Below are 22,836 nucleotides of genomic sequence, written 5' to 3'. Positions count from 1 at the left end.
TTAGTCGTTTAGTGCATTTTATTCATAAATTTCCATAAACATAACAACAGAGCAAGTTGAATATTCACTGAAAATACATAAGAGATCGCTCTCACATCTCTTCACGCTTCGTATAATATAGCAACAGCAAATAAGGAGTGGTTAAAAATGAAACCAACTTACGACTACAATGCTACAAAAAAGTATTTAGAAGAAAAGAAACAACAGCTATGCAACAAACTTAGTAATATGCATCTATCTAAAAAAGAGCGTGAACAAATAAAACTTGAGATTGATAACTACGAATATATTTTAAATGTAGTCGAAATGAATCATTATGAACGAGGATTTTCACATTAAAAGTGGATATATAATTTATCCACTTTTTATTTTGAGCATTTCATTACGCATTTTTCGTAAGTAAATATATAATAGGATGTACATTAAGATTGAGAGGTATATTCTATGATCAAATTAAGTGTATTAGACCAATCCCCTATTTCAGATGGTAGTACGGCAGCCCAAGCTTTTTCACATACAGTTACGCTTGCGCAAGAAGTTGAAAAACTCGGATATACACGCTTTTGGGTATCAGAGCATCACAATTCTGTAAACTTTGCTGGTTCAAGTCCAGAAATACTTATTTCTCATATTGCAGCAAAAACGGAGCGTATGAGAGTTGGTTCGGGTGGTGTTATGTTACCTCACTATAGCCCGTATAAAGTTGCTGAGAATTTCCGTGTTTTAGAAGCGCTTTATCCAAATCGTATTGACCTTGGTGTCGGCAGAGCACCTGGTGGTATGCCCATTGCAACTCGCGCACTTCAAGAAGGAAAAATGGTCTCACTTGATCAATATCCAGAGCAAATTGCAGATGTTGCAATGTACTTACATGATCAAGTACCAGAAAACCATCATTATGCAAATTTAAAGGCTACTCCTGTAATTCCCACATCTCCTGACATGTGGTTGCTTGGCTCTAGCGGAGAGAGTGCAAAGATTGCCGCACAACAAGGTGCTTCTTTTGCATTCGCACAGTTCATTAACGGATACGGCGGCCCTGAAGTAATGGAAGCTTATCAAGAACAATTCCAGCCTTCCTATTTAGGAGATAAACCAAAATCAATCGTCGCTATTTTTGTTATTTGCGGAGAAACAAATGAAGAGGCGGAAAAAATTGCTTCTAGTTTAGATTTATCAATCTTATTACTAGAACAAGGAAAGCGTACAACTGGCACTCCTTCTATCGAAACTGCTCAAAATTATTCATATAGCACGTATGATTTATTCCGTATAAAAGAAAATCGTCAACGTATGATAGTAGGCGATCCGTCTTCTGTAAAAGAAAAAATCATAAACTTAAGCAAAGCGTACAATACTGAAGAATTTATGATTGTCACTATTACTCATCGATTTGAAGATAAATTGAATTCTTATCGCTTATTGGCAAATGCTTTTAATTTATAATTTTAAAAAGGAGATACATCACATATGATGCATCTCCTTTTCTTACTACTTATTGTTTTCATTCCCTATATATTCAATAGCTTCTTTCAATACCTCTTCAAAGTGAATAGGATAATCATGATTTAAGTTAGGTATAATTTTATACTTATGTTCTATATTCTTATCTCTTAATAATTGTACAAATTGCTGTGTGCATTCGAAACAATCTTCATCTTGATCACCGCAGACTATATATCCCTTTATATGTTTATCCTGTAGTACTCCCAGCAACTCATTCCATTCTTCAACCTCTGGAAGCCACGGTGCCATAAAAATAACCCCATCCACAGCTATATTTTTTTGTAAAATTGTATATAGAGCTACTCTTGCTCCAGCAGAAAAACCGCCAATTATTACATGTTCTACTGTACGGTTCTCTATAAGCTTATCGTAATGCTCTTTTAATTCTTCTTTCCCTCTATGTAAATCATCCCATACAAACCCATCTGAAAACTGGATTTTCGAAGACTGTGGTAAAGCTAACGTATAATTTTGTGCCAAAACAGATTTCCAATATGGTTCTATTATTCCTATATTTTCTTGATCACCGTGCATTGCAATAAATAGTTTTTCTTTTTTCTTACTTTCTATATATTTCACATCTGCTCGTTCTGTTTTCTTTGCTAACTCTTCTCTTTCTTTACATAATTGAACCATTTGATGAAACTCTTCAAATTTATGTAGTGGTTTTAAATCGTCGTCCGAAATTAAATACTCATTTCCATACCAAAAACCCTTTTCTATAATAGCTTCCTTCATTAAATGCAACGCTTCTTCTTCAAGTCCTGCTGCACTCGCTAATGCATATTTAAAATTATATATTTGAGCCTCATTCCCTACTATACCTTTAGCATGCTCCATTATATAAGTGTACGCTTCTAAACTTCCTTTACTTGCATAGCAATGTAACGTTTCATTTAATAATTGAATGTAAGTCATACCATTTTTCATACATCTACTCCCCCGTAACCTGTTATAATATTTATGTCTCAAACCTTTATATCATTCTGTAATCGTTATATAACTCAAGCTAACAATAACTTTATTCTTAAAATGATACTCAATTATTACTCCTCTTTACCCAATAAATTTAGTATAAAGTTTAATAGACTGAAAAATAAATATTTTTACAACCAAAAAAAAGACAACAATATATTTATTGTTGTTCTCAATACATCTACCCACTCTTTTGTTTTTTTCTATCTGGTTTACTTGAAACTAAATAATGTTTTTCTGAAATATATAAGTCTCTTTTTAATATACGATCTAAGTAAGGTCCTAGTTTCATTCCGCATATGAGGCGATCTTCACTACCTTCTACAATTGGAAACATTTCTTTTTCTGTTACATACTGATCTACTGCCTTTTGTACAATATCAATTTCTTTCACTAGGTTTAAGTTTTCTTCTGTATGTTCAAATACCTCAAGCGTTTCCTTCGTAATAAGAAAATGGTTTGTTGGAAATGCAGGTAAATACGGCTTTAACAAATCATAATTCACTGTATAATCATCATTTACTAATACTGTATAAACGATATTAGCATTCTTTTCTAGAAACTTAGCCATCGCTTGTTCCAATTCATCTTTCGTAATTTCACGCTCTTCTTTTCCAGTTTTGAAAAAGCGAAACATCGCATCGCCTCCTTTTTACTATATTATAGCATAAAAGAAAACTGAAAAATCACAAAAAAGTCATTGAAAGAATTTTTCAATGACTTTTTTCTTTATATTCTTATATTTATCCCGCTTTAATGGGCAGTAAGCCCCCACTGATTAAAGTTTCACTTTATTTTAAGAACGCACTTAGCATCCATACATGTTGTTCTAATGTTGTATGAATTGCTAACAACATGTCCGCTGATGTTTCATCTCCAGCTTCACCAGCAACTTCCATGCCTTCTTTTAGTTCTTGAATAAGTGCTGAGTAATCATTTACTAATGTTTGCACCATTTCTTCTGCAGATTCCTTGCTTGTCCCTTCATTCACACTAGATGTTGCAAGATATTCTTTCATTGTCGCTAACGGCTTACCTTCCAATGCTAAAATACGTTCTGCTAATTCATCAATATACGTTCCAGCTTCATTGTAAAACTCTTCAAATTTCTCATGTAATGTAAAGAAGTGTGGTCCTGTCACATACCAGTGATAATTATGTAGTTTCACATATAACACATTCCAGTTTGCTACCTGCTTGTTTAATACTTCAACAACATTTGTTTTCGTACTCATACAATCCACTCCTCTTATCATTTTGTAATGATTATCTTTTCATAACCTAGTTACATGTTACCATACATTTCCTATCCTTTCGAACGATTAGCTTATATGTAACAAAGTTTTAACACCTTTAATATTTCCCTAATATGTATTAATTCATGTATGTTTTCAAACACTTCATACGTCTAATTGTCCAAGCTCATACATATGCATAATAGTAAATCAAGCTCATCGTAGTAGAAAGAGGGATAACATGGACAATCAACAATGGCAAGTAGCAAAGAAAGTCGCTGCTACTTATATTGGAACAGTCGTTGGAGCTGGATTTGCTACTGGACGAGAAATTGTTGAATTTTTTACAGTGAATGGCTTTTATGGAACAATTGGTATATGTATAAGTGGATTTTTTTTTATTTGGCTCGGTACAAAAATGATGTTACTCTCCTCACAAATCGGTGCATTTTCAGCGCAAGAATTTAACAAATATTTATTTGGGGATGTATTTGGAAATGTCGTAAACACATTATTATTGCTCGTATTATTTGGTGTAACGAGCGTTATGTTATCAGGAGCTGGAGCGGTATTTGAAGAGCAACTTCGTTTACCAAGACAACTCGGTATTTTCATTACAGTAATCGCCTGTCTCATTATAGGTAGTCGCGGATTACAAGGGGTTTTTGAAGTTAATACACTTGTCGTACCTATTATGATGATTTTCATTATCGGACTTGCTATTACAACGTTTTTTCACGGTACAACTCCTATTAGTAACACTATTCCTGCAGAAAGCTGGAATATGAAGTGGATAACTAGTCCTATTACATATGTCGCCTTAAATCTTTCTCTCGCCCAAAGCGTCCTCGTCCCGTTAGCCAGCGAAGTAAAAGATCGAAAGGCCATTTTATGGGGCGGTATTTTAGGTGGGGCAGGACTTTCTTTAATATTATTATGTAGCCATTTAGCTATCTTATCAGTCGACCAATTTTATCAATATAACATTCCAATGGCTGAAGTCATAAGAAAATTCAATGCCACTTTTCACTTTTTCTTTGTTCTTATCATTTTCGGTGAAGTATTCACAACTTTAGTTGGCAATGTGTTCGGAATGACAAAACAAATGCAATCCATCACTGGCTGGAAAAATAACAATATTATTTTCTTCATTTTACTAATAAGTTATTGCTTTAGTTACGTTGGTTACAGTGAATTACTCCATATTCTATATCCAGTAATCGGGTGGGTTAGCATCATTTTACTTCCGATTATTGCTTTTAAACAACTTCAAAAAACATAAAAAGCATCCATGTTATTGGATGCTTTTTATATATATTTACTCACAATCATCACATACTTCCCAGTACGGCCCCATTTCGATTGCCAAATATGGCTTTAATTGCAACCGAATCATTCGACTAGGCATACGTTCTAAAACGAATTGAATCCCTTCTTCCTCTTCGTCTAATTCAACTTTTGAAATCGCAATTCTTTGCATCGTCGAAATAGGCATTCCATCTTTATATAAAGTGATTTTCACCTCATCATATTCATTAAAATACAATTCAACACTCATTTGATTTTTCAACATTTCATTAACAATTTCATATTTATCATTTCGTTCCTGGATTATATATTTCCAAGCGCCTCTACCTTCTTCTTTCGGAGCTGCTTGAAATAATGTCATCAAATCCTCGTATAGCATAAGATAACCCCTCTCTTACTAAAAAACGATGAGTATTTTATATACTCTTTATCTCTATCACTATCCATATGTATTGTACCATATATCGCCGTTCTTACCGTATTCATTTGCTTCATAACTGTATATAAAACACCTGATTCTCTGCATTACTTTCTGGATTGTCTCTTAATGCATTTCTTAATCCCCTTCTAAAGCTTTCAAATCATATCAAACTTAAGTAAATACTTTCTTTGTCCACCCTCCAATTTATTATTTCCATGCAATAAAAAAAGAAGAGTGACTTATATCACTCTCCTTAAAAGAATTTCCCAGTAGCTGCTAACGCTAATACTAGTATTAAAATAGTAAATAATAATGATACAATGAAACTAAAAATAGGTAATGCTTTCTTTTCATTCTTCTTCAAAAGTAACTTTAAACTAAGGAAGATGTTTATTGGTACAAATATAAAATAAAAATATTTAACAATTTGTACCGAACTATTCGAAAGTGTTTTTAAAATAAACACTTCAATTAGAAAAACAATAAAAAATGAAATACTTAACCAAAATGAGACATAACTAAGCCAAGAATGTCTTTTTGTCCCCCAATACACTCCCATACGAATCTCCTTTTATTTGTATTCTATATGATTATAATTATACACAAAGTTAACAAATACCTTTATTTTTCGACAAATATTATACAAAATATATATTTAAACCTCATAAAAGTATTGTGTATTTCTATTTAATTTTACAAAAAAAACAGACTACTCCAATAGCATACTGCTATCTTGGAGTAGTCTGTTCTCTATTAAACTTTAAATCTTTCAATTAATACTTGTAACTCTTCAGCCATTTGAGAAAGCGTACCAGCTGCAGAACCAATTTCCTCCATCGAAGCTAATTGTTCTTCCGCTGATGCTGCAACGTTTTGAGTACTCGTCGCATTATTCTGCGCTGTCATTGCAATTTGTCCTACCGAAATAGACACTTCATTTGCACCTTTTGACATCCCGTTAGCCGTTTCAACCATCGTTTTAATTTGATCGGCAATTTCGTTTGTAGATTGTAAAATCTCAGTAAAGTTTTGCTTCGTTTCATTCGCAATTACAAGTCCAGATTGAACTTCTTCATTTACATGCCCCATTGATTTTACCGTCTTACTCATGTCATCTTGTATTTCACTTATTAATTTACTAATTTCACTAGAAGATACGCTAGACTTCTCCGCCAATTTACGTACTTCATCTGCAACGATTGCAAATCCTCTTCCGTGCTCTCCTGCTCTTGCAGCTTCAATTGCCGCATTCAAAGCTAGAAGATTTGTTTGATCTGCAATATTTTGAATGACTTCCAGTATGTCACCAATTTGTTTTGATTTATTATTTAATAACTGTATAACTTCATCTGACTGTGAAACAGATTCTGCAATAGACTGCATTTGATTTACTGTTTTTCCTACTAGTTTTCCACCATCTTCTGCTTTTTCACGAGTATGCGCAGAAGCCGTACTAATTGATGATGAACTATTTGCTACATGTTGAATTCCTTCTGTTACATTAAATAGTAACATTGCACCATTTTCTACACTTGTTGTTTGTGTTGTTGCCCCGCTCGATATTTCATCCATTGCCATTGTAATTTGCTCAGTCGCTTCACTCGCTTGTCTTACACTTGCCGTTAGCTCTTCTGATGCTGCTGCAACATGTCCAGCCGAAGTATTAATTCTTCCGATTAATGTTCGCAATGCATCAGTCATCTCATTAAATCCTTTTGCAAGTTGACCAATTTCATCATTAGAATGAATTTCGATGGTTTGCGTTAGATCTCCCTCACTTATTTCTTTAGAAGTGACAACTAATCTTTTTAATGGCTTCGTTATAGAAAGTGTCACAAAATAAATAAGTGCCCCGCCTATAACTAATGAAATGAACATAACAATTAACATATTATAAAATACAGGCTGCGCAGCTTCAATTACTTCATTTGAGTACATCGTCCCACTGATTTTCCAACCTGTTTTTACATTTGTAGCAAATACCATTTGTTTTTCGCTACCGTCATACATATATGAAAAAGCACCATGATTATCTTCATAAATTTTCTTCGCCCAAGAATCAGATGCTTTTTCTCCTGACTTCTCTTGAGGATGTGCAATTATTTTTTGTTTCCCATCTAAAATGAAAGCATATCCCTTTTTACCAATATTAATTAACTTCGTTGTTTTTAATAAATTATCTAAACTTAAATCTATCGCTACAACACCGTTTTTATCTTCTGCTTGTTTTGCAATCGTTACGACAATATGTCCATTTCCTTTTGCCTTATACGGCTCAGTAATTACAATACCACCTTGTTTTGCCACTGCATCTTTATACCAAGAACGTTCTGTTGGATCATAGTCCGCTGCCATTTGTATATTTGGTTCTTGCACAAATTTCTTATCATTTCCAGCAACGTATACTTGTTCAACATCTTTATTTAAATTAATATATTGAGATAACATCTTCCTTAATTCATCTTGATTTTCCCCTTGATACATATTCCCTTGAATCACTCGCGCAAAATTATTTATATCATTAAATTTTGCCTCAATCATTTGATTGATTAAATTATCTAATATTTTTATATTGTCGTGAGCACTACTCGTAATTTGTGATTCAAAATTCTTTTTAGCTGTTTGATAAGACATGCCTCCGATAATAGAGACCGCCGCAATTAGAATGACGAAAAATGAAATTAGTAGTTTTTTTGCTACTTTCATATCACGAAACCAATTTAATAGTCTACCCATTACAAACCTCCTGCTTTTCAATTTTATAAGATAAATATTGTGAATTATAAATATTTCCCATTCCCTAATTATTATTTTCATAACCTATTATGATGAATACTTTGTAAAGTTTAAACAAATAAATTCTATTTGTCTATATATTTAAATAATATTATTATAAAATTTACAAATGTAAAAAACCAAAGGAATATACCTTTGGTTTTTTACATTTTTTTATGCTGTTTAGAAATCTTTTTCCACTTATCACGCTCTGCTCTTGCAAGAACAGCATCTTGTTTTCTCATAAAATAGGCTAGTTCTCTTTGTAATTTTTTATAGCTTTGCAATCGATTTATCGTAATCATTCCGTTATCAATTGCCTTATGCACTGCACACCCTGGCTCATTTTCATGCTTACAGTCCCTAAAACGGCATGTATTTGCTAGTTCTTCAATATCAGAAAATGTTGTTTGAATCGCATCGCTTCCTTCCCAAAGCTGCAGCTCCCTCATACCCGGAGTATCAATAACTAAACTACCACTCGGTAATCGGAACAATTCACGATGAGTTGTCGTATGCCTTCCTTTACTATCTTCCTCACGAATATCTCCCGTTTTTGCTACTTCAATTCCTATAAGTGCATTTAACAAAGTAGATTTCCCAACCCCTGATGACCCGACTAAAGCAATTGTTTTTCCTGAAGTAACGAATTGCTGCAACGATTCAATACCGGTATGCTCTACACTATCAACGACGAAGATTGGAACACCAATTGCCACAGCTTCCGTTTCAACAATTTTCTGCTCTATGTCCTCACATAAGCTACTCTTTGTTAAAACAATTACAGGCATTGCACCGCTTTCATACGCTAATAGTAAATAACGTTCCATTCTTCTTACATTAAAATCATGATTAAGTGCATTCACTAAAAATAGATAATCTACATTTGCTGCTATTACTTGTTCTTCCGTTCGAGTACCAGCCTCTTGTCTAGAAAAAGAGCTTCTTCTTGGAAAAATACGATGAATAATTGCTTTCTTTTCATTCTCTATTTTCTTTATATACACCCAATCACCAACTGCTGGATAATCTCCCTTCGTTACTGCTTCATGTCGAAACTTTCCAGACAGCTCTGCCATATATTCACCATCATTACAAATAATTCGATATATATGCTTATGCTCAAGTAAAATTCGTCCTACTTCAAAGTTCTCAACAGCTTGTTCCTCAAAAAAAGAATCCCAGCCGAACGATTCTAAAATATTTTGATTCAAATTGATATCCTCCCTAGTTTAAGCTAAGCGGAAGGATCGTGCGCTCCCTTATATAGTCTCGCCCTTTCCATCCACCTTTGTATTTGGTTTATTATTCATATAAGTTATTTTCGCCATAATACATCACCCCGTTCTCATTTTAATTACTCTCATTATATGGAATATTCATTTAAAAAGCTACCTTATTTAACGTAATTTTCAAACATTTCATTTTTCATCATTCTAATTTGCCCACGGTGACTAATCTCATCTTCTAGCACGTGAAACCACAAATAGTACTGGTTATGAGCTACACCGTTAGGCCACTTTCTTTCTGACATAAGCCATTCATCACCTTGTTCACTCAAATACTTCAGTGATTCTTCTCGAACACTTTGTAGAAGCTGTACATAATACTTTATTTCATGACCACGAATGGTTTTCCTCGATTCTCCTAAATAGAGTGCGTCTTTCCATATTTCTAATTCTTCCTTTGTAAAGTCACGCTCTTGAAATGAAATAAGCTGATGTGCTTTTTCAATAGCTGCTATATGCTTTAGTAACGCTCCAATGGAATTCCCTCCACTCGGTATCATTAAATCTAATTGCTCAACCGATAGATCTCTTATTTCAAGGAATGTTACAGCCCTTGTATGCTCCAGCATGCTTACTAATTCCCCTATATTTTTTGTATAACCAGCCACACTTCTTATTCGGTAATCTATATTCATATCACGCACCCTTTTCTGTATTCATATTAAGGAATAACAGCTTCATATAATAGACTGAAATATATCAGATTTTTCTGTTATAATTAAATTGAATACGTAATACCCCCAAACAAACTTTCTCAATATGCTTCTATGAAATATTAAAAGGAATCAATATAAAATAATCGAATCTTATTCACTAAAAGGAGTGGATTCGATGGAAATGTATCAATGGCTAACCGCTATACTCGTTGGTGGCATTACCGGTTTCGTTTCCCATCTAATCAATAACCAAGGTAAGTTATTGCTTCCACGCCGTTTGAAGACTTTTTTTCACTTTGGGTTTTTGACTGATATTTTCACTGGTAGTCTAGCTGCACTTCTTGGACTCGTTTTATTTGATGTCACCTTAATCAAAGAAATTATTAAAGTATCCATTGTGACTGCTATTTCCGGTCAGACTTTTTTACTACATCAAGCTCTTGGTGGCGAACAGGCTAAAAATACGCAAATCGGGAAAGCTGATGAGAAGATTCAAGAAATTGACAAATTATTGCGACGTTAGTCTATACTTTTTTTGAAAATTATTGCTATAATAAACAATAAATATTTTCTATTGCGTCGTTTGTCAGAAGAAAGGGTGTTTCGTATGACAAAAAAGAAAATAGAAGATTTCTTAACAGACACTGAAAAAGAGGAACTGCTAGAAAACTATAAATGTTTACGAGAAGCCCGCACAAAAAGCGAAGCTAACTATTTTGGAGAAGCAGTAAACCATCTATTAAATAAAGCTAAACAACGAATTATTAAAGATGCAGGCATACATGATGAAAATGCAGCAACTGTTCAATCAAAGAGAAAAGCACTGTTTTAGTTCATTAGCTAAAACAGTGCTTTTTATTATGTTATTTTTCACATTACTTTCACAACTATTTCACAATTATAAGTAGTCCTATATGTTATACTCAGTATATCCTTTTCCAAGGAGCTATATGCCGATATATGAATCCCTATCTCTATAGGGATTTTTATTTTTGGGCTTTTTTTATTTGTAAGGACTTTATGACGCAATTCCTGTTTCACTATTTTCAGTAAGCTTTTCACTTTTTCTAAACAGAAATACAGCTATAATATATAATATTGCAGTAAAACTACCTACAAATATAAAATTGTGAGATGCGGCAAATAACATTCCTGCCATTGCCGCTCCAATCATTTGACCAATATACATAGAAGCATTAGCTAGAGCCGCTCCTGTTCCTCTTGCTACGATAGATATGTTTTGTAAGTGCCTCATCATTAATACAAACAAAATTCCTGTCACAAAAAACAAAACAAAAAATAATAACTCCACAATTATAATGTTGTTTACATGAGGAAGTAATGCATATAGAACTGCTGTAAATATAATTCCACCATAGAATGAAAGGTTATAACCAATTTTATTTACGATTCTAGGTCCAAAAATATTACCAGTTAAATTTCCTAATCCTAATACGAGCATAGCTGTTCCTATTTCATGAATTTGCAAGCCAAATTGAATAGACAGCCACACACCGAAGAATGAAAATGCAGCAAAATTACCAGTTTGAAAAACAAAATATGCAAAAAAAGAAAGTGAAACCTTAGAATCTGAAAGTAATTGTTTATAACGCCTTAAGATATTTGTTTTATTTCCATTTATATAACCCGGTTGTATTTCTGGTAATACTGCATAAATAAGAATAACAAGTAGTGCTGATAATATACCAATGATGAAGAATGGTGTTGTATAGTGTATCATTGCTAAATATGATCCAACTGGCAGTCCTAAAATTTGAGAGAGTGACAATCCTGCTGTTGCAATCCCAATTGCCTTTACAATTTGTTCCTTCTCTATAAGGAGCGGAATAGATGCCCACACTTGTGGAGATACAAAGGCTGCACTTACACCTGCTAAAAATCTCAATATTAACATCCATAGAAAACTCGGTGCAATTCCACATAAAAACGTACTTAACGCAAAAAAACTCATCCCTATTACCATCACTTTTTTTCTGTTTAAACTATCTGATATAGGACCAGCGATAAGTGCAAATGCAGCATATCCCAAAGCATATGAACTCACCATCCACCCTGACAACTCAGTTGAAATATGATACACCTGTTGTAATGTGGGTAAAAGTGGTGAAATTAAGAAAGTATCTGTACCGATCATAAACATGATTGTAAAGAATACAGCTAGTACTCTTTTCATTTAAATCTTCTCCTTTTATATAAAAAGAGGGAATTATCCCTCCTTTCAACTAATCTTCTAAAATAGATTCAATCTCTTTCATGACATTTTCATTCAATGAAACTTCCACCGCTCTTACACTTTCTCTTATTTGCTCCGCTCGTTTCCCACCAGGAATAACAGTATCAATTCCTTTTTGGTTTAATAACCACGCTAAAGCTAAATGCGATAATTCGAGATCCTTTTCTTTAGCTATGTCTTTTAACTTTTCAACTTTCTTAAAGTTGCTCTTATATGTATTCTCTTCAAATAGATTTACACTTTGACGCCAATCTCCTTTATTCAATTTGAAATCTTCTGTATATTTACCACCTAGTATCCCAAAAGCAAGAGGCCCGTAAGGAATAAATGAAATACCTGATTCTATACAATATGGCAAAAGTTCTTGCCCAGCAGTACGATCTAACATATTATACGGTGATTGTACAACATCTATGTGCCCATACTGATTTGCTTCTTTTAATTGCTCTACGTTTACGTTAGATATTCCAATTGAACGAATTTTCCCTTCTTCTTTTAGGCGAGTAAGTTCTCCAATTGAATCTATGTAACTTGTTTCTGGGTTTGTAAAATGTAAATAATATAAATCAATATAATCAGTTTGTAATCTTCTTAAGCTATTTTCTACAGCTTTTCTTAAATAGCTCGGTTCATTATTCATATAAACCTCTCCATTTAATAACGGTTGTATTCCACCTTTGGTAGCAAGTACAGCTTCGTGGCGTTTTCCCTTCAATACTTCCCCTACCAATTCTTCTGATCTGCCGAAACCGTATGAATCTGCTGTATCAATAAAGGTAATCCCTTGCCCCATAGCTTCTTCTATTAATCGTTTTCCTTCTTCCTCATTCACATCAGCATATAAATTATGTCCCCCTACAGCGTTTGTTCCTAACCCCAACTTTGAAATATTTAGTCCTGCCTTTTGCAATTTTGTATACTTCATTTTTTTCTCCCCCTATATTTCTATTGTTCGAATATATTCGAACAATAGAAATATACCACTTTATATGTTATAGTGCAAATATATTACTTACACGAGCAGGTGAAAAAATGCGTACTCTCTATCATCCAAATCGAGAAGAAATTCAATTCTCTTCTGTTCTATATGCACTTAGCGATCAAATTCGTTTACAAATTGTAACTATGCTACTAGAAAAAAACGAACAATCTTGTGGCGCGTTAAACATTCCAATCGCGAAATCAACTTTATCACACCATTTCAAAGTTTTACGTGAATCCGGTGTTATGTATACACGCCTTGAAGGAACTCAACGTTTCATTTCAATTCGTGAAGATGACTTAAATGCTAGATTCCCCGGTTTATTAGATGTCATAATACATGCGACAGAACCATACTAAACAACATCTCATAGGAATATGAGATGTTGTTTAGTTTTTCTATTCTTTTAATAAATCTAATAAACCATTCCCTTCAGATGTACGTTCATATCCTAAAGGTACAGTTCTTTTAATAAGTTGTGCATATATTTCTGGTTCTGATAACTTTCTACCATATTCCCTTTCACACTGCTTTATGAGCAATGCCAGTGCTCCAGCGACATGCGGTGTGGCCATAGAAGTTCCACTTAATACCGCATATTTCCCTTCAGGATACGTAGATAATATTTCATCGCCTGGCGCCACTAAATCAATTTCTTGATTTGAATTACTAAAACATGCGATTTTCCGCTCTAAATTGACGGCACCCACTTCAATTACTTCTGAGTATGCACCTGGGAAATCTAGTTCCTCCGTATTATCATTACAATCTCCATTATTTCCAGCAGCACATACGACGAGAACATCTTGCTTTACTGCATTTTGAATTGCTTCATGTAATTCTGGAACATCTTGCGGGCCACCAAGTGACATGGAAATGACTCTAACTCTTTCTTTATTAGGCCCTCTCCAATTTACAGCATAATGTATCGCCTCAATAATTTGCTCATAACTTCCAGAACCATCTCCTGCTAAAACCTTTAACACTAACATTTTAGCAAGTGGTGCGACTCCTAAAACACCAACTCCATTTTCAGTCGCTGCAATTGTCCCAGCTACATGAGTACCATGTCCGTTATTATCAAGATAAATATTTGGATCTCCTTCGTAATCTTTCGTGAAATTTCTTCCGCCGATAATACGATCCTTTAAATCTATATGATTCATATCACACCCTGTATCTAATACTGCAACAACAATATCTTTTCCTTTTGTACTCTTCTCCCATACTTGTGGAGCATGAATGAGTTGTACACCTGGCGGAATTTCATTTACTTGTTCAACCACCTTATCTACTGTAAAAGGAATCAATTGTATACCTTTTTGTTTATTCGCTGTACTACTATTCATTGTAATCCCTCCTGAAAATATATTATTTTCATTTCAGACCACTTTTGAAAACACTTACATTTAACATTCGTTTTATGTGTTTCGTTTTCCTTCCTTAAAAATGTTTCTCAATAAGGCTTACGAAATTTATACTACTCTTTTATTTATCTCGTAATTTGTAGACATCAAAAATCCGATTGGTACAACCAATAACCAAAATAAAAGGACCACTAAATTGGTCCTTTTACTGTCTTTCAAGAATGATATGAAATTTTTAAAATAATATAAATTAAGACTAAGCCTCACTCTTGTTTAAAAACTTCTCTATTTCTTTTATTAAATATTTCGCTCCATCTATACTAACAGTAATGTTTCCATTTGCTAATGATATGTTTTGATTTGAAACATCACCTGTTATTTGACAAGCATTGTAAGGTTGATATTTTTGTAAAATGACTTTGTCTTCTTCTACGAAAATTTCAAGCGGTGATTTAATTTGTATTCCCAATACATCACGTAATTCTTTAGGAATTACAATTCGTCCTAATTCGTCTACTTTTCGAATAACTCCTGTTGCTTTCATATTACTTCCTCCCTTACTATTTATTAATTTTTTCACCTCGCTTTTTCCATTTTATCACTTTTTGGTAATACCTGCCTCTTTTTAGAAAATTTTGTACTCAAGTTAAAAAAACACATTTAACGAAGACGTAATCTCTCTTTCAATTGTTTTAAATAACGAAATCGAATCAGTAAAAAATATACAACTTGAATTCCTACGAAAATACTTAATACAATCGCATTTTCTTTAAATAGTGAGTACTCAAACATCTGTCCGAGTGCAGTTAACGCTACTGCCCCATGTAATGTTGCAACACCTATTGGAACAAAGAATAAAAGCGCCAATCGAATTGTAACTACTTTCGATAATTCTCCACTTGTTAAGCCTACTTTTCGAATCATTTCAAACAAACGAGTATCATCCTCCAAGTCAGAAAACAAACGGAAATAAAGGAAGCTTCCTGCACATACGAAAAATACAATACCGATAAAGAAACCTACAAATAGAATTGGTCCTGCAATTTGTAAACTTTGGTTTTGTGCGTACTCTTCTGCACTAAACGTTGCATGTTCTTCATAAGGTTTCATCTGATGCGTTAGTTCTTTCCCAACCTCAATTTCATCTTTCGTTCCCTCTGTTTTGTATACATAATTTTTTTCCTCTTTAAATCCATCTTGTAATGCATCATACTGCTTGTTAGAGATTACATAAACGTTACCTCTTATTATTTTACTTAATGAAGACGTATTAATTTTTTTCACTTTTAAAGGTTCATTCAAATGTGGCAACGTAATTTCTTTTCTTTCTTTCATCGGTGGTCCTGGTATATCAACTGCCAAAAATAAAACTTCTTTTTTGGATCCCTCATGAAAGGGTTCTCCTGTTAACTTCGCATATTCCTTATAGTCTGATTCCTTTATAAACGTGGCGCTTCTTAACGACTGCTCCTCCGTTTTCTTTGTTGAAATATTAGTTTTTGAAGCTGCTATACTATGTTTCTTTAACCCTTCGTCAATCATCTTCAAATGCTGTGATTCATTACTATTTCCTTGCTTAGAATGATAGTGAAACGCAATTGGTCTCTCCATAACCGCCTTTGTCATTGATGTAAAGCCAACTAATGTACCTATTGCTGAAAATGCTACAGTTGAAATTATCGTTACAATAAAGAACATTCTTGCGTTATCTCTCATACGGTAAGCTAAATCTGACAACGTAATAATATTTGTCTGTGTCCAATAAAAACGTTTACTTTTTTTACATAGTCTAATAATAAAAACACTCAACTGCTTGTACAGCAAATACGTACCAATAATGACTACCGTTGTAACAGGAATCATCATGATAAATACCATTGCACCGTGTGACATAAGCGCTCCTGCATATCCGGCACTAAGCAATATAACTGCTAATATAGAAGAAATAATGGATGCTTTCGGTTCCGGCTTCGCTTCTGCCGATCCTCTAAACAATTTCATAATTTTATTTTTTCGAATCATTCCTGCACTAAACAATGAAATGATCATAAATAATACGAAAAACATAATACTCGTTACAACAATGGCTTTCATTGGAATGTAATAAGGTAAGGAAATATCTAACTTTAATATCATTGGAGCTATAAATAGTAATATTCCGGAAAATAGCATTCCAGCAAGTATCCCAAAAATAATTGCCCCTATTCCAATCATAATATTTTCAAAAAAGATAAGACGCTTTAATTGATATTTCGTCATACCTAACATCATTAAAATTCCTAGTTCACGCTTTCTCGTTTTTAAAAACATTCCCATCGAATATAAAATAAAGAAAAATGTAAATAAGTAAATAATGGACTGTGCAAAAGACATACTTACGAACACATATCGTCCCAATTCTCCAGCACTTAATGCCGGATGAAACGCAAAAAACGAATAAACAAAAAAGGCCATAATAGCAAATGCACTACTTAAAAAATATGCTGAATATGTTCGTCTATTTCGCGTCACATTCCGATATGCGAGTTCTCTAATATTCATATTACTTCTCCGCCCTTCTACTAACTATGTTCTTATATTAGTAAAGTACGGAAATCCCTTCCATCGATTCAAATGACAAAAACCTTACATTATTGAAAGGTTTCAAAAAAATTGCTTAAACGATGCAGTTTCATTATAATGACTACATTCATATTCATACACACATCCTATTGTATATTCTTTAATTTTGCGAAATAATAAAGGATAGAAGTATGTACCAATATACATATAAACTTATTTACCGCTTTAATATGAATAGGAGGAAAACATAATGACATTGCAAGAACAGATTATGAAAGCATTACACGTTCAACCTGTAATTGATCCGAAAGCAGAAATCCGTAAACGTGTTGATTTCTTAAAAGATTATGTAAAAAAAACAGGTGCGAAAGGATTTGTACTTGGAATTAGTGGCGGACAAGACTCTACATTAGCTGGACGTTTAGCTCAGCTTGCAGTGGAGGAAATTCGTAATGAAGGTGGTAATGCAACGTTTATCGCCGTGCGCCTTCCTTATAAAGTGCAAAAAGATGAAGATGATGCGCAATTAGCATTACAATTTATTCAAGCTGATCAATCTGTTGCATTTGATATCGCTTCAACTGTTGATGCTTTCTCAAATCAATACGAAAACTTATTAGATGAATCGTTAACAGATTTCAATAAAGGTAACGTAAAAGCACGTATCCGCATGGTTACACAATATGCAATCGGTGGACAAAAAGGGCTCCTTGTTATCGGAACAGATCACGCTGCAGAAGCTGTAACAGGATTCTTTACAAAATTCGGAGATGGTGGTGCAGACCTATTACCATTAACGGGATTAACGAAACGCCAAGGACGCGCTCTATTACAAGAATTAGGTGCGGACGAGCGACTTTACTTAAAAATGCCAACAGCTGATTTATTAGATGAAAAGCCAGGTCAAGCTGATGAAACAGAGTTAGGTATTACGTATGATCAACTTGATGACTATTTAGAAGGTAAAACAGTTCCAGCTGACGTTGCAGAAAAGATTGAAAAACGTTACACAGTGAGTGAGCATAAAAGACAAGTACCAGCATCAATGTTTGATGATTGGTGGAAATAAATGAAACATAAAAAAGAAGCTAATCTCATTTAGCTTCTTTTTTATATGTTAACGATATACCCCTACCCTTTTCTCCAATAAATCTTGCAGGCAATCTTCATGCTGTTTACAAAATAACGGTGGCATGTTGTCTAACCGGAAAAACTTCAAATCCAACGTTTCATCACCATCTACTTTTTTGTCGCCTCCAACTATTGAGCATGAAAAACACATCACAATTGACTGCGCCTTGTCTCCATTTGGATATGATTGAAAATATTTTGTATACACTCCAATAAGTTCATTTATTTCTACATCATACCCGGTTTCTTCTTTTATTTCTCGAATTGCAGTTTCCGCAGCCGATTCTCCTATCTCCATTGCCCCCCCTGGAAAGCCCCAAGCGTTAAAGTCACCTCTTTTTTGCAGTAATACTTCTCCTTCTTTATTAAATACAAAACCACCGGCAAAGTTTAAGAAAACATAATCATGCCCTACTTTTTCGCGTAATTCTTTTATATAATTGGCCATTCTCTTTCCCCTTTTCATACTTCTTTTATCGCTATTCCTTATCTTTTTCAAGCAATTCAATAATTCGATCTAGCTTCTGATTCATATGCATCACTTGTTGTTTTTTTGCAGCGCTGTTTAGAAATACTCTTCTAATAAACAAAGTAAATGATAGGAAAAACAAAACGATAAGTCCGATTACTAAACAAGTATATATCAATATAAAAATATCACTCTCGAACAAATTCATTTAGATTCCACATCCTTCCTCCTTTCATTTTATCATATAATTCTGATTTTTGTAGTAATACATAAGGAAAAGAGCATCCTTTACAGATGCTCTCTTTCACCGATTAATACGTAAATGTAATTGTCGCTAATGAATAATCTGCCATCGCACTATAAGGTGCTACTTGATAAGATACACGCTTTGCACCCTTTGGCCAATTTATTTCATTTAATACTTTCTTTATATCTTGCATCGTCCCATCCATAGACTGCTTATATCGTACTTCTACCTTTTCTGGCTTAGAAGCAAATTGTTGCTGTAATTTCTTCTTAAAATCACTATAATTCTCTGCTCCGTATTGTGTAGACATATATTTTAAATTTGTTTCTTTTAACATTTGTTCATACGCCACAGTCTTTGAACTACCCGCTTTTATTTTGTTTGTTAATTCATTAAAGTAGCTTGTAGTTGCTGCTGGATATTTGCTACGATCCCAATCGTGGTCTTTACTTAATTGTTCATCAGACATATTAAAATATGAATATGTTACGCGCCCAGCTTTATCTGGTACTGGATCATCGAATGTTGTATCAAGATGATACCATTTGTTTTCAATGTTCACTAAATTCCATGCGTGAGCTTGTCCATTTCCTGTACCTGTTACAATATGGTTTTGGATACCTGCTCCTTTTAGCAATTCATATGTTAATAACGTATATCCTTGGCAAACAGCAGAGCGATTCGCTAATGCTTCATATGCTGTATATGCTTGATAAGACGTATCATATGATACATGTTTTACAACGTAATCATGAATAGCTTTTACTTTCTCATGATCATCCATCCCTGGTTTTACAATCGAGCCGATAATCGCTTTTGCCTGAGATTTTACATATTGTGTTTGCTCTTTCGATTCACGGTACTTCACTTGCAGTGTAAATGTATAGTTTCCTGGTAACCCTTTAATGGAATATCTAGTAGACGCTACATTATATTTTACATACTCATCTGCATCTACAATTTTATTAAACTCGCCATACAATTCATCCATAATACTTCTAGCATTTCTATCTTTTGTTTTATATGTGATTGTAATATTTTCTTCTCGATTATCAACCTGTTTTTTTAATTCTTTTTTGAAATCATTTAACAACTTTGTATCTGATTGCGATGTCGCTACAGTTTGATTTGTAGCTGCATAAGATACAGATGACGCGTGTAAGCCCCCCATTACTATAGTTGAACAAAGTGCGGCAGCTGTCACATACTTACTTGTCTTTCCCATCATGTCACTCCTTACATTCTATAACTATACGAAAAAGTATCGTATAGTTTCAGAGTATACAATACTTTTTCGTATAGGTCATATGAGATTATGCATATTTAACATTGTAAAAGGGTTGTTCTTTTTACAAGAACAACCCTTTTCATTAACAAGTTTGTAATACACAACATGCATTTTCAAAACGTCGATTTTTCAAGTCTTCATTTCCTATACAGAAATAAAGCATCCCTAAATCTCCCCACATCATATTACAATTTTTAGTATCTGAATCAATTTGGAATAAAAGCGTCATTTGCTGCGGATCTATGTCCATATATTGTCCAGTCTCGTATAATACCTCATCTTGTACAGAAAATGGCTCACCAAATATTTGATGGTTATCATAGTTGTCTGGAATTAGCTCTTCAAGTAATTGCAAGAAACGGTCCGAATCAGCCTCATCTTCAATGAAAAGCTCTGGCAATTTATACGTTAATTCAAAAGTAATTGCACACTGGTTATAATTCGTTTGCAATTCATCTCCTCTTCGTAATTGCTCTACAGGAACATCATAATAAAGCACACGCCCCGCTCCAGTTGGATTCACATCTTCTTCAAAATAATTTTCCACGGTAAAGAAATATAACATCCCCGTCTTAGGAAGATCGTGATTCATACCAATATTTTGTAAATCCTTTAAATTAAATTGTGCAATAAACTGTAACGTATTTCCTTTATGCGTTGGATATTCAAATGTAAATGGCAAGTCAGGAACCCCTCCCATTTTCGAACTACCTATCGCTACTGTTTCCTCCTGCTTTGGCACAACTTTTATACAAGGAAATACAGTATTCATAAGTTCCTCTTTTAAATGCGTCAGCCCATATTTATCAATTAATACTTCAATTTGTTTATTCATACATTCTCCTTATATTTACATACTTATTTGTATCATCGCACAAAAATTATACTCCATTCTTTATAAAAACAACAAGCCTCCAAAAAAACGGGCTCTTCCTTCATACGCGAACAAGTTAAAAAAAGCATAGTATACATTGTTCCTACAAACACGATAGTTCATTATTTCTTCCAGTACATTTTCCCCTCGTTCATTTTTATTTTTAATTTAAGGAGGAATTCCACATGGGTTACGGATATAGTTGCGGCGGTTACGGTTACGGCGGTTACGGCGGTAGTTGTGGTGGATGTGGTTATGGAGGCTTCGCTTTATTAATCGTTTTATTTATCCTTCTAATCATCATCGGAGCTAGCTGTTGGGGCGGCTTTGTAGGCTGCTAGTAAATTTAAAAACTATTGTAAAAAAGCACGTATAATACGTGCTTTTTTGCCATTTTCAAATATTTTATGTGAAAGGAAGTATGACTTTATGAAGATTGATGGTGTTTTTGAAGGAGGCGGTGTACGCGGAATTGCGCATGTAGGGGCAATTTGCGCGTTAGCTGAAAAAGGCTATGAATGGGAACGTGTAGCTGGAACATCAGCTGGTTCGATTATCGCTGCGCTCCTAGCAGCAGGATACTCTTGCTCAGAGCTAAAAACGATTATAACAAATATTGATTATGATAAATTTACGAAGAGAACCTTTATTGACAGAATCCCGTTTATTGGAAAAGGATTAAGCGCATGGACTACTCTTGGTATTTACTCTAATATTTTTATAGAAGAATGGATTGAAGAATTACTTCGAAAAAAAGGAGTTCATTTATTTACAGATTTACCTGATTTAAATAAGCTTAAAATTATCGCTTCTGATATAAGTAATGGTAAAATGGTTATCTTTCCTGATGACTTACCGAACTACGGATTTTTAAATTATCGCTTCTCTATTGCGAAGGCTGTACGAATGAGTAGTACAATCCCCTTCTTTTTTGAACCGGTAAAATGGAGAACCCCAAAATGGAAGCAGCCTTGTTATATGGTTGATGGAGGAATTTTAAGCAATTATCCAATTTGGATTTTCGACTCCCCTACCTCTCCCCGCTGGCCGACTTTTGGGTTTCATTTCGTAAAAGATGAGATTCAAGCTGACCCAGCCCACTACAACGAGCCTATCTCCATGTTCAAAGGACTTTTTAAAACAATGATGCAAGCCCATGATTTACGTCATTTAGACAAGGAATCAAAAGCAAGAACAATTACAATCCCAACAGGATCCATTACTAGTACAAACTTTGAGTTAACAATGGAAGAAAAAGAGTGGCTATACAATTCTGGTTATAACGCCGCAAATAAGTTTTTACAATCGTGGAATTTCAGACAATATATTGATAACTATAGAAACGGAAATCAGGATCGAAAATCAAATCGTTATTTCCGTCAACTTGACTCATAATATTATTATCTTTTATACGAGAACACGTAACGCTTTCAAAAAATAAGCCTAGTAATATAATATGTTACTAAGCTTATTTACTTTCTGTATCATTATTATACG

General features: G+C 33.9%; 26 protein-coding genes. 9 read left to right on the top strand and 17 right to left on the bottom strand.

The genetic code is table 11. From position 1 onward, the window contains the following. The first annotated feature begins 147 nt into the window (after positions 1-147). Both NST14_RS10225 and NST14_RS10220 read left to right on the top strand, forming a co-directional pair. Positions 148-339 carry a DUF3896 domain-containing protein gene (locus NST14_RS10225; RefSeq protein WP_000805515.1) on the top strand — a complete coding sequence of 64 codons (192 nt, stop codon included), beginning with the start codon at positions 148-150 and terminating at the stop codon, positions 337-339. 105 nt (positions 340-444) lie between these two features. Beyond that, positions 445-1,446, top strand: a complete 1,002-nt coding sequence (locus NST14_RS10220) for an LLM class flavin-dependent oxidoreductase (RefSeq protein WP_229142999.1) — start codon at positions 445-447, stop codon at positions 1,444-1,446. 45 nt (positions 1,447-1,491) lie between these two features. Here NST14_RS10220 and NST14_RS10215 read toward each other — a convergent pair whose 3' ends face one another. From NST14_RS10215 to NST14_RS10205, 3 genes are all read right to left on the bottom strand, one after another. After that, entirely contained in the window at positions 1,492-2,436 is a 945-nt protein-coding gene (locus NST14_RS10215; protein ID WP_000788435.1) for an alpha/beta hydrolase, read from the bottom strand. Positions 2,437-2,662: 226 nt separating this feature from the next. Next, a complete protein-coding gene (locus tag NST14_RS10210; RefSeq protein WP_000488187.1) occupies positions 2,663-3,118 on the bottom strand; it encodes a DUF3939 domain-containing protein in 456 nt (151 codons plus the stop codon). Positions 3,119-3,272: 154 nt separating this feature from the next. After that, positions 3,273-3,716 carry a Dps family protein gene (locus NST14_RS10205; protein ID WP_000105198.1) on the bottom strand — a complete coding sequence of 148 codons (444 nt, stop codon included), beginning with the start codon at positions 3,714-3,716 and terminating at the stop codon, positions 3,273-3,275. A 241-nt stretch (positions 3,717-3,957) separates the two neighbouring features. Between NST14_RS10205 and NST14_RS10200 the strand changes: the two genes are divergently transcribed. Next, on the top strand, positions 3,958-4,998 hold the full coding sequence (locus NST14_RS10200; RefSeq protein WP_001990330.1) for a YkvI family membrane protein: 1,041 nt from the start codon (positions 3,958-3,960) through the stop codon (positions 4,996-4,998). A gap of 36 nt (positions 4,999-5,034) precedes the next feature. On the opposite strand, the gene NST14_RS10195 is transcribed toward NST14_RS10200, so the two are convergent. The 5 genes from NST14_RS10195 to NST14_RS10175 all read right to left on the bottom strand — a co-directional run bounded on the left by NST14_RS10195 (position 5,035) and on the right by NST14_RS10175 (position 10,144). Beyond that, positions 5,035-5,403, bottom strand: coding sequence for a DUF3979 family protein (locus NST14_RS10195; RefSeq protein ID WP_000965077.1), 369 nt, complete (start codon positions 5,401-5,403; stop codon positions 5,035-5,037). A 295-nt stretch (positions 5,404-5,698) separates the two neighbouring features. Then, on the bottom strand, positions 5,699-6,004 hold the full coding sequence (locus tag NST14_RS10190) for a hypothetical protein (RefSeq protein ID WP_000539568.1): 306 nt from the start codon (positions 6,002-6,004) through the stop codon (positions 5,699-5,701). A gap of 194 nt (positions 6,005-6,198) precedes the next feature. Beyond that, positions 6,199-8,181, bottom strand: coding sequence for a HAMP domain-containing methyl-accepting chemotaxis protein (locus NST14_RS10185; RefSeq protein WP_000533111.1), 1,983 nt, complete (start codon positions 8,179-8,181; stop codon positions 6,199-6,201). Positions 8,182-8,384: 203 nt separating this feature from the next. Then, positions 8,385-9,434, bottom strand: coding sequence for a ribosome small subunit-dependent GTPase A (gene rsgA / locus NST14_RS10180; RefSeq protein ID WP_001073059.1), 1,050 nt, complete (start codon positions 9,432-9,434; stop codon positions 8,385-8,387). A 182-nt stretch (positions 9,435-9,616) separates the two neighbouring features. Beyond that, positions 9,617-10,144 carry a DinB family protein gene (locus NST14_RS10175; RefSeq protein WP_229142998.1) on the bottom strand — a complete coding sequence of 176 codons (528 nt, stop codon included), beginning with the start codon at positions 10,142-10,144 and terminating at the stop codon, positions 9,617-9,619. Between the two features lie 196 nt (positions 10,145-10,340). Here NST14_RS10175 and NST14_RS10170 point away from each other — a divergent pair, with 196 nt between their 5' ends. Both NST14_RS10170 and NST14_RS10165 read left to right on the top strand, forming a co-directional pair. Then, positions 10,341-10,688, top strand: coding sequence for a DUF4257 domain-containing protein (locus NST14_RS10170; protein ID WP_000426313.1), 348 nt, complete (start codon positions 10,341-10,343; stop codon positions 10,686-10,688). An 84-nt stretch (positions 10,689-10,772) separates the two neighbouring features. Further along, positions 10,773-10,997, top strand: coding sequence for a hypothetical protein (locus tag NST14_RS10165; RefSeq protein ID WP_000162601.1), 225 nt, complete (start codon positions 10,773-10,775; stop codon positions 10,995-10,997). Between the two features lie 186 nt (positions 10,998-11,183). Here NST14_RS10165 and NST14_RS10160 read toward each other — a convergent pair whose 3' ends face one another. Beyond that, on the bottom strand, positions 11,184-12,359 hold the full coding sequence (locus tag NST14_RS10160; protein WP_000832291.1) for an MFS transporter: 1,176 nt from the start codon (positions 12,357-12,359) through the stop codon (positions 11,184-11,186). A gap of 49 nt (positions 12,360-12,408) precedes the next feature. Beyond that, positions 12,409-13,344, bottom strand: a complete 936-nt coding sequence (locus tag NST14_RS10155; RefSeq protein WP_000877956.1) for an aldo/keto reductase — start codon at positions 13,342-13,344, stop codon at positions 12,409-12,411. Between the two features lie 107 nt (positions 13,345-13,451). Here NST14_RS10155 and NST14_RS10150 point away from each other — a divergent pair, with 107 nt between their 5' ends. After that, complete coding sequence (locus NST14_RS10150; RefSeq protein ID WP_001259915.1) at positions 13,452-13,760, top strand: ArsR/SmtB family transcription factor; 309 nt, start codon at positions 13,452-13,454, stop codon at positions 13,758-13,760. A 39-nt stretch (positions 13,761-13,799) separates the two neighbouring features. On the opposite strand, the gene NST14_RS10145 is transcribed toward NST14_RS10150, so the two are convergent. The 3 genes from NST14_RS10145 to NST14_RS10135 all read right to left on the bottom strand — a co-directional run bounded on the left by NST14_RS10145 (position 13,800) and on the right by NST14_RS10135 (position 17,309). Beyond that, the gene (locus tag NST14_RS10145) at positions 13,800-14,750 is read right to left on the bottom strand and encodes a serine protease (protein ID WP_001089047.1); all 951 of its coding nucleotides are present in this window, start codon (positions 14,748-14,750) and stop codon (positions 13,800-13,802) included. 274 nt (positions 14,751-15,024) lie between these two features. Continuing rightward, positions 15,025-15,312 (bottom strand): AbrB/MazE/SpoVT family DNA-binding domain-containing protein, encoded by a 288-nt coding sequence (locus NST14_RS10140; protein WP_000648330.1) that lies wholly within the window; start codon positions 15,310-15,312, stop codon positions 15,025-15,027. Positions 15,313-15,428: 116 nt separating this feature from the next. Beyond that, the gene (locus NST14_RS10135) at positions 15,429-17,309 is read right to left on the bottom strand and encodes an FtsX-like permease family protein (RefSeq protein ID WP_048556912.1); all 1,881 of its coding nucleotides are present in this window, start codon (positions 17,307-17,309) and stop codon (positions 15,429-15,431) included. A 271-nt stretch (positions 17,310-17,580) separates the two neighbouring features. Between NST14_RS10135 and nadE the strand changes: the two genes are divergently transcribed. Further along, positions 17,581-18,399: an ammonia-dependent NAD(+) synthetase gene (nadE, locus tag NST14_RS10130; RefSeq protein WP_000174879.1), complete on the top strand. Its 819-nt coding sequence runs from the start codon at positions 17,581-17,583 to the stop codon at positions 18,397-18,399. 48 nt (positions 18,400-18,447) lie between these two features. Here the strand turns inward: nadE and NST14_RS10125 are convergent, their stop codons facing one another. The 4 genes from NST14_RS10125 to NST14_RS10110 form a co-directional block, all read right to left on the bottom strand. Further along, a complete protein-coding gene (locus NST14_RS10125; protein WP_341118608.1) occupies positions 18,448-18,909 on the bottom strand; it encodes an NUDIX hydrolase in 462 nt (153 codons plus the stop codon). A 31-nt stretch (positions 18,910-18,940) separates the two neighbouring features. Next, positions 18,941-19,138 carry a DUF4083 domain-containing protein gene (locus NST14_RS10120; RefSeq protein ID WP_229142997.1) on the bottom strand — a complete coding sequence of 66 codons (198 nt, stop codon included), beginning with the start codon at positions 19,136-19,138 and terminating at the stop codon, positions 18,941-18,943. A gap of 103 nt (positions 19,139-19,241) precedes the next feature. Next, positions 19,242-20,402 carry a transglutaminase domain-containing protein gene (locus tag NST14_RS10115; RefSeq protein WP_000520843.1) on the bottom strand — a complete coding sequence of 387 codons (1,161 nt, stop codon included), beginning with the start codon at positions 20,400-20,402 and terminating at the stop codon, positions 19,242-19,244. Between the two features lie 145 nt (positions 20,403-20,547). Then, on the bottom strand, positions 20,548-21,300 hold the full coding sequence (locus tag NST14_RS10110; RefSeq protein WP_001041265.1) for a YwqG family protein: 753 nt from the start codon (positions 21,298-21,300) through the stop codon (positions 20,548-20,550). Between the two features lie 224 nt (positions 21,301-21,524). Between NST14_RS10110 and NST14_RS10105 the strand changes: the two genes are divergently transcribed. Both NST14_RS10105 and NST14_RS10100 read left to right on the top strand, forming a co-directional pair. Then, positions 21,525-21,680 carry a YjcZ family sporulation protein gene (locus NST14_RS10105; protein WP_000540426.1) on the top strand — a complete coding sequence of 52 codons (156 nt, stop codon included), beginning with the start codon at positions 21,525-21,527 and terminating at the stop codon, positions 21,678-21,680. Between the two features lie 88 nt (positions 21,681-21,768). Continuing rightward, positions 21,769-22,734, top strand: coding sequence for a patatin-like phospholipase family protein (locus tag NST14_RS10100; RefSeq protein WP_000686816.1), 966 nt, complete (start codon positions 21,769-21,771; stop codon positions 22,732-22,734). Positions 22,735-22,836 lie beyond the last annotated feature (102 nt).

The sequence above is a fragment of the Bacillus sp. FSL W8-0519 genome, assembly GCF_038005585.1.
Lineage (GTDB): Bacteria > Bacillota > Bacilli > Bacillales > Bacillaceae_G > Bacillus_A > Bacillus_A paranthracis.
The sequence above is the reverse complement of the archived record's forward strand: the minus strand, read 5'-3'. Positions and strand labels throughout refer to the sequence as shown.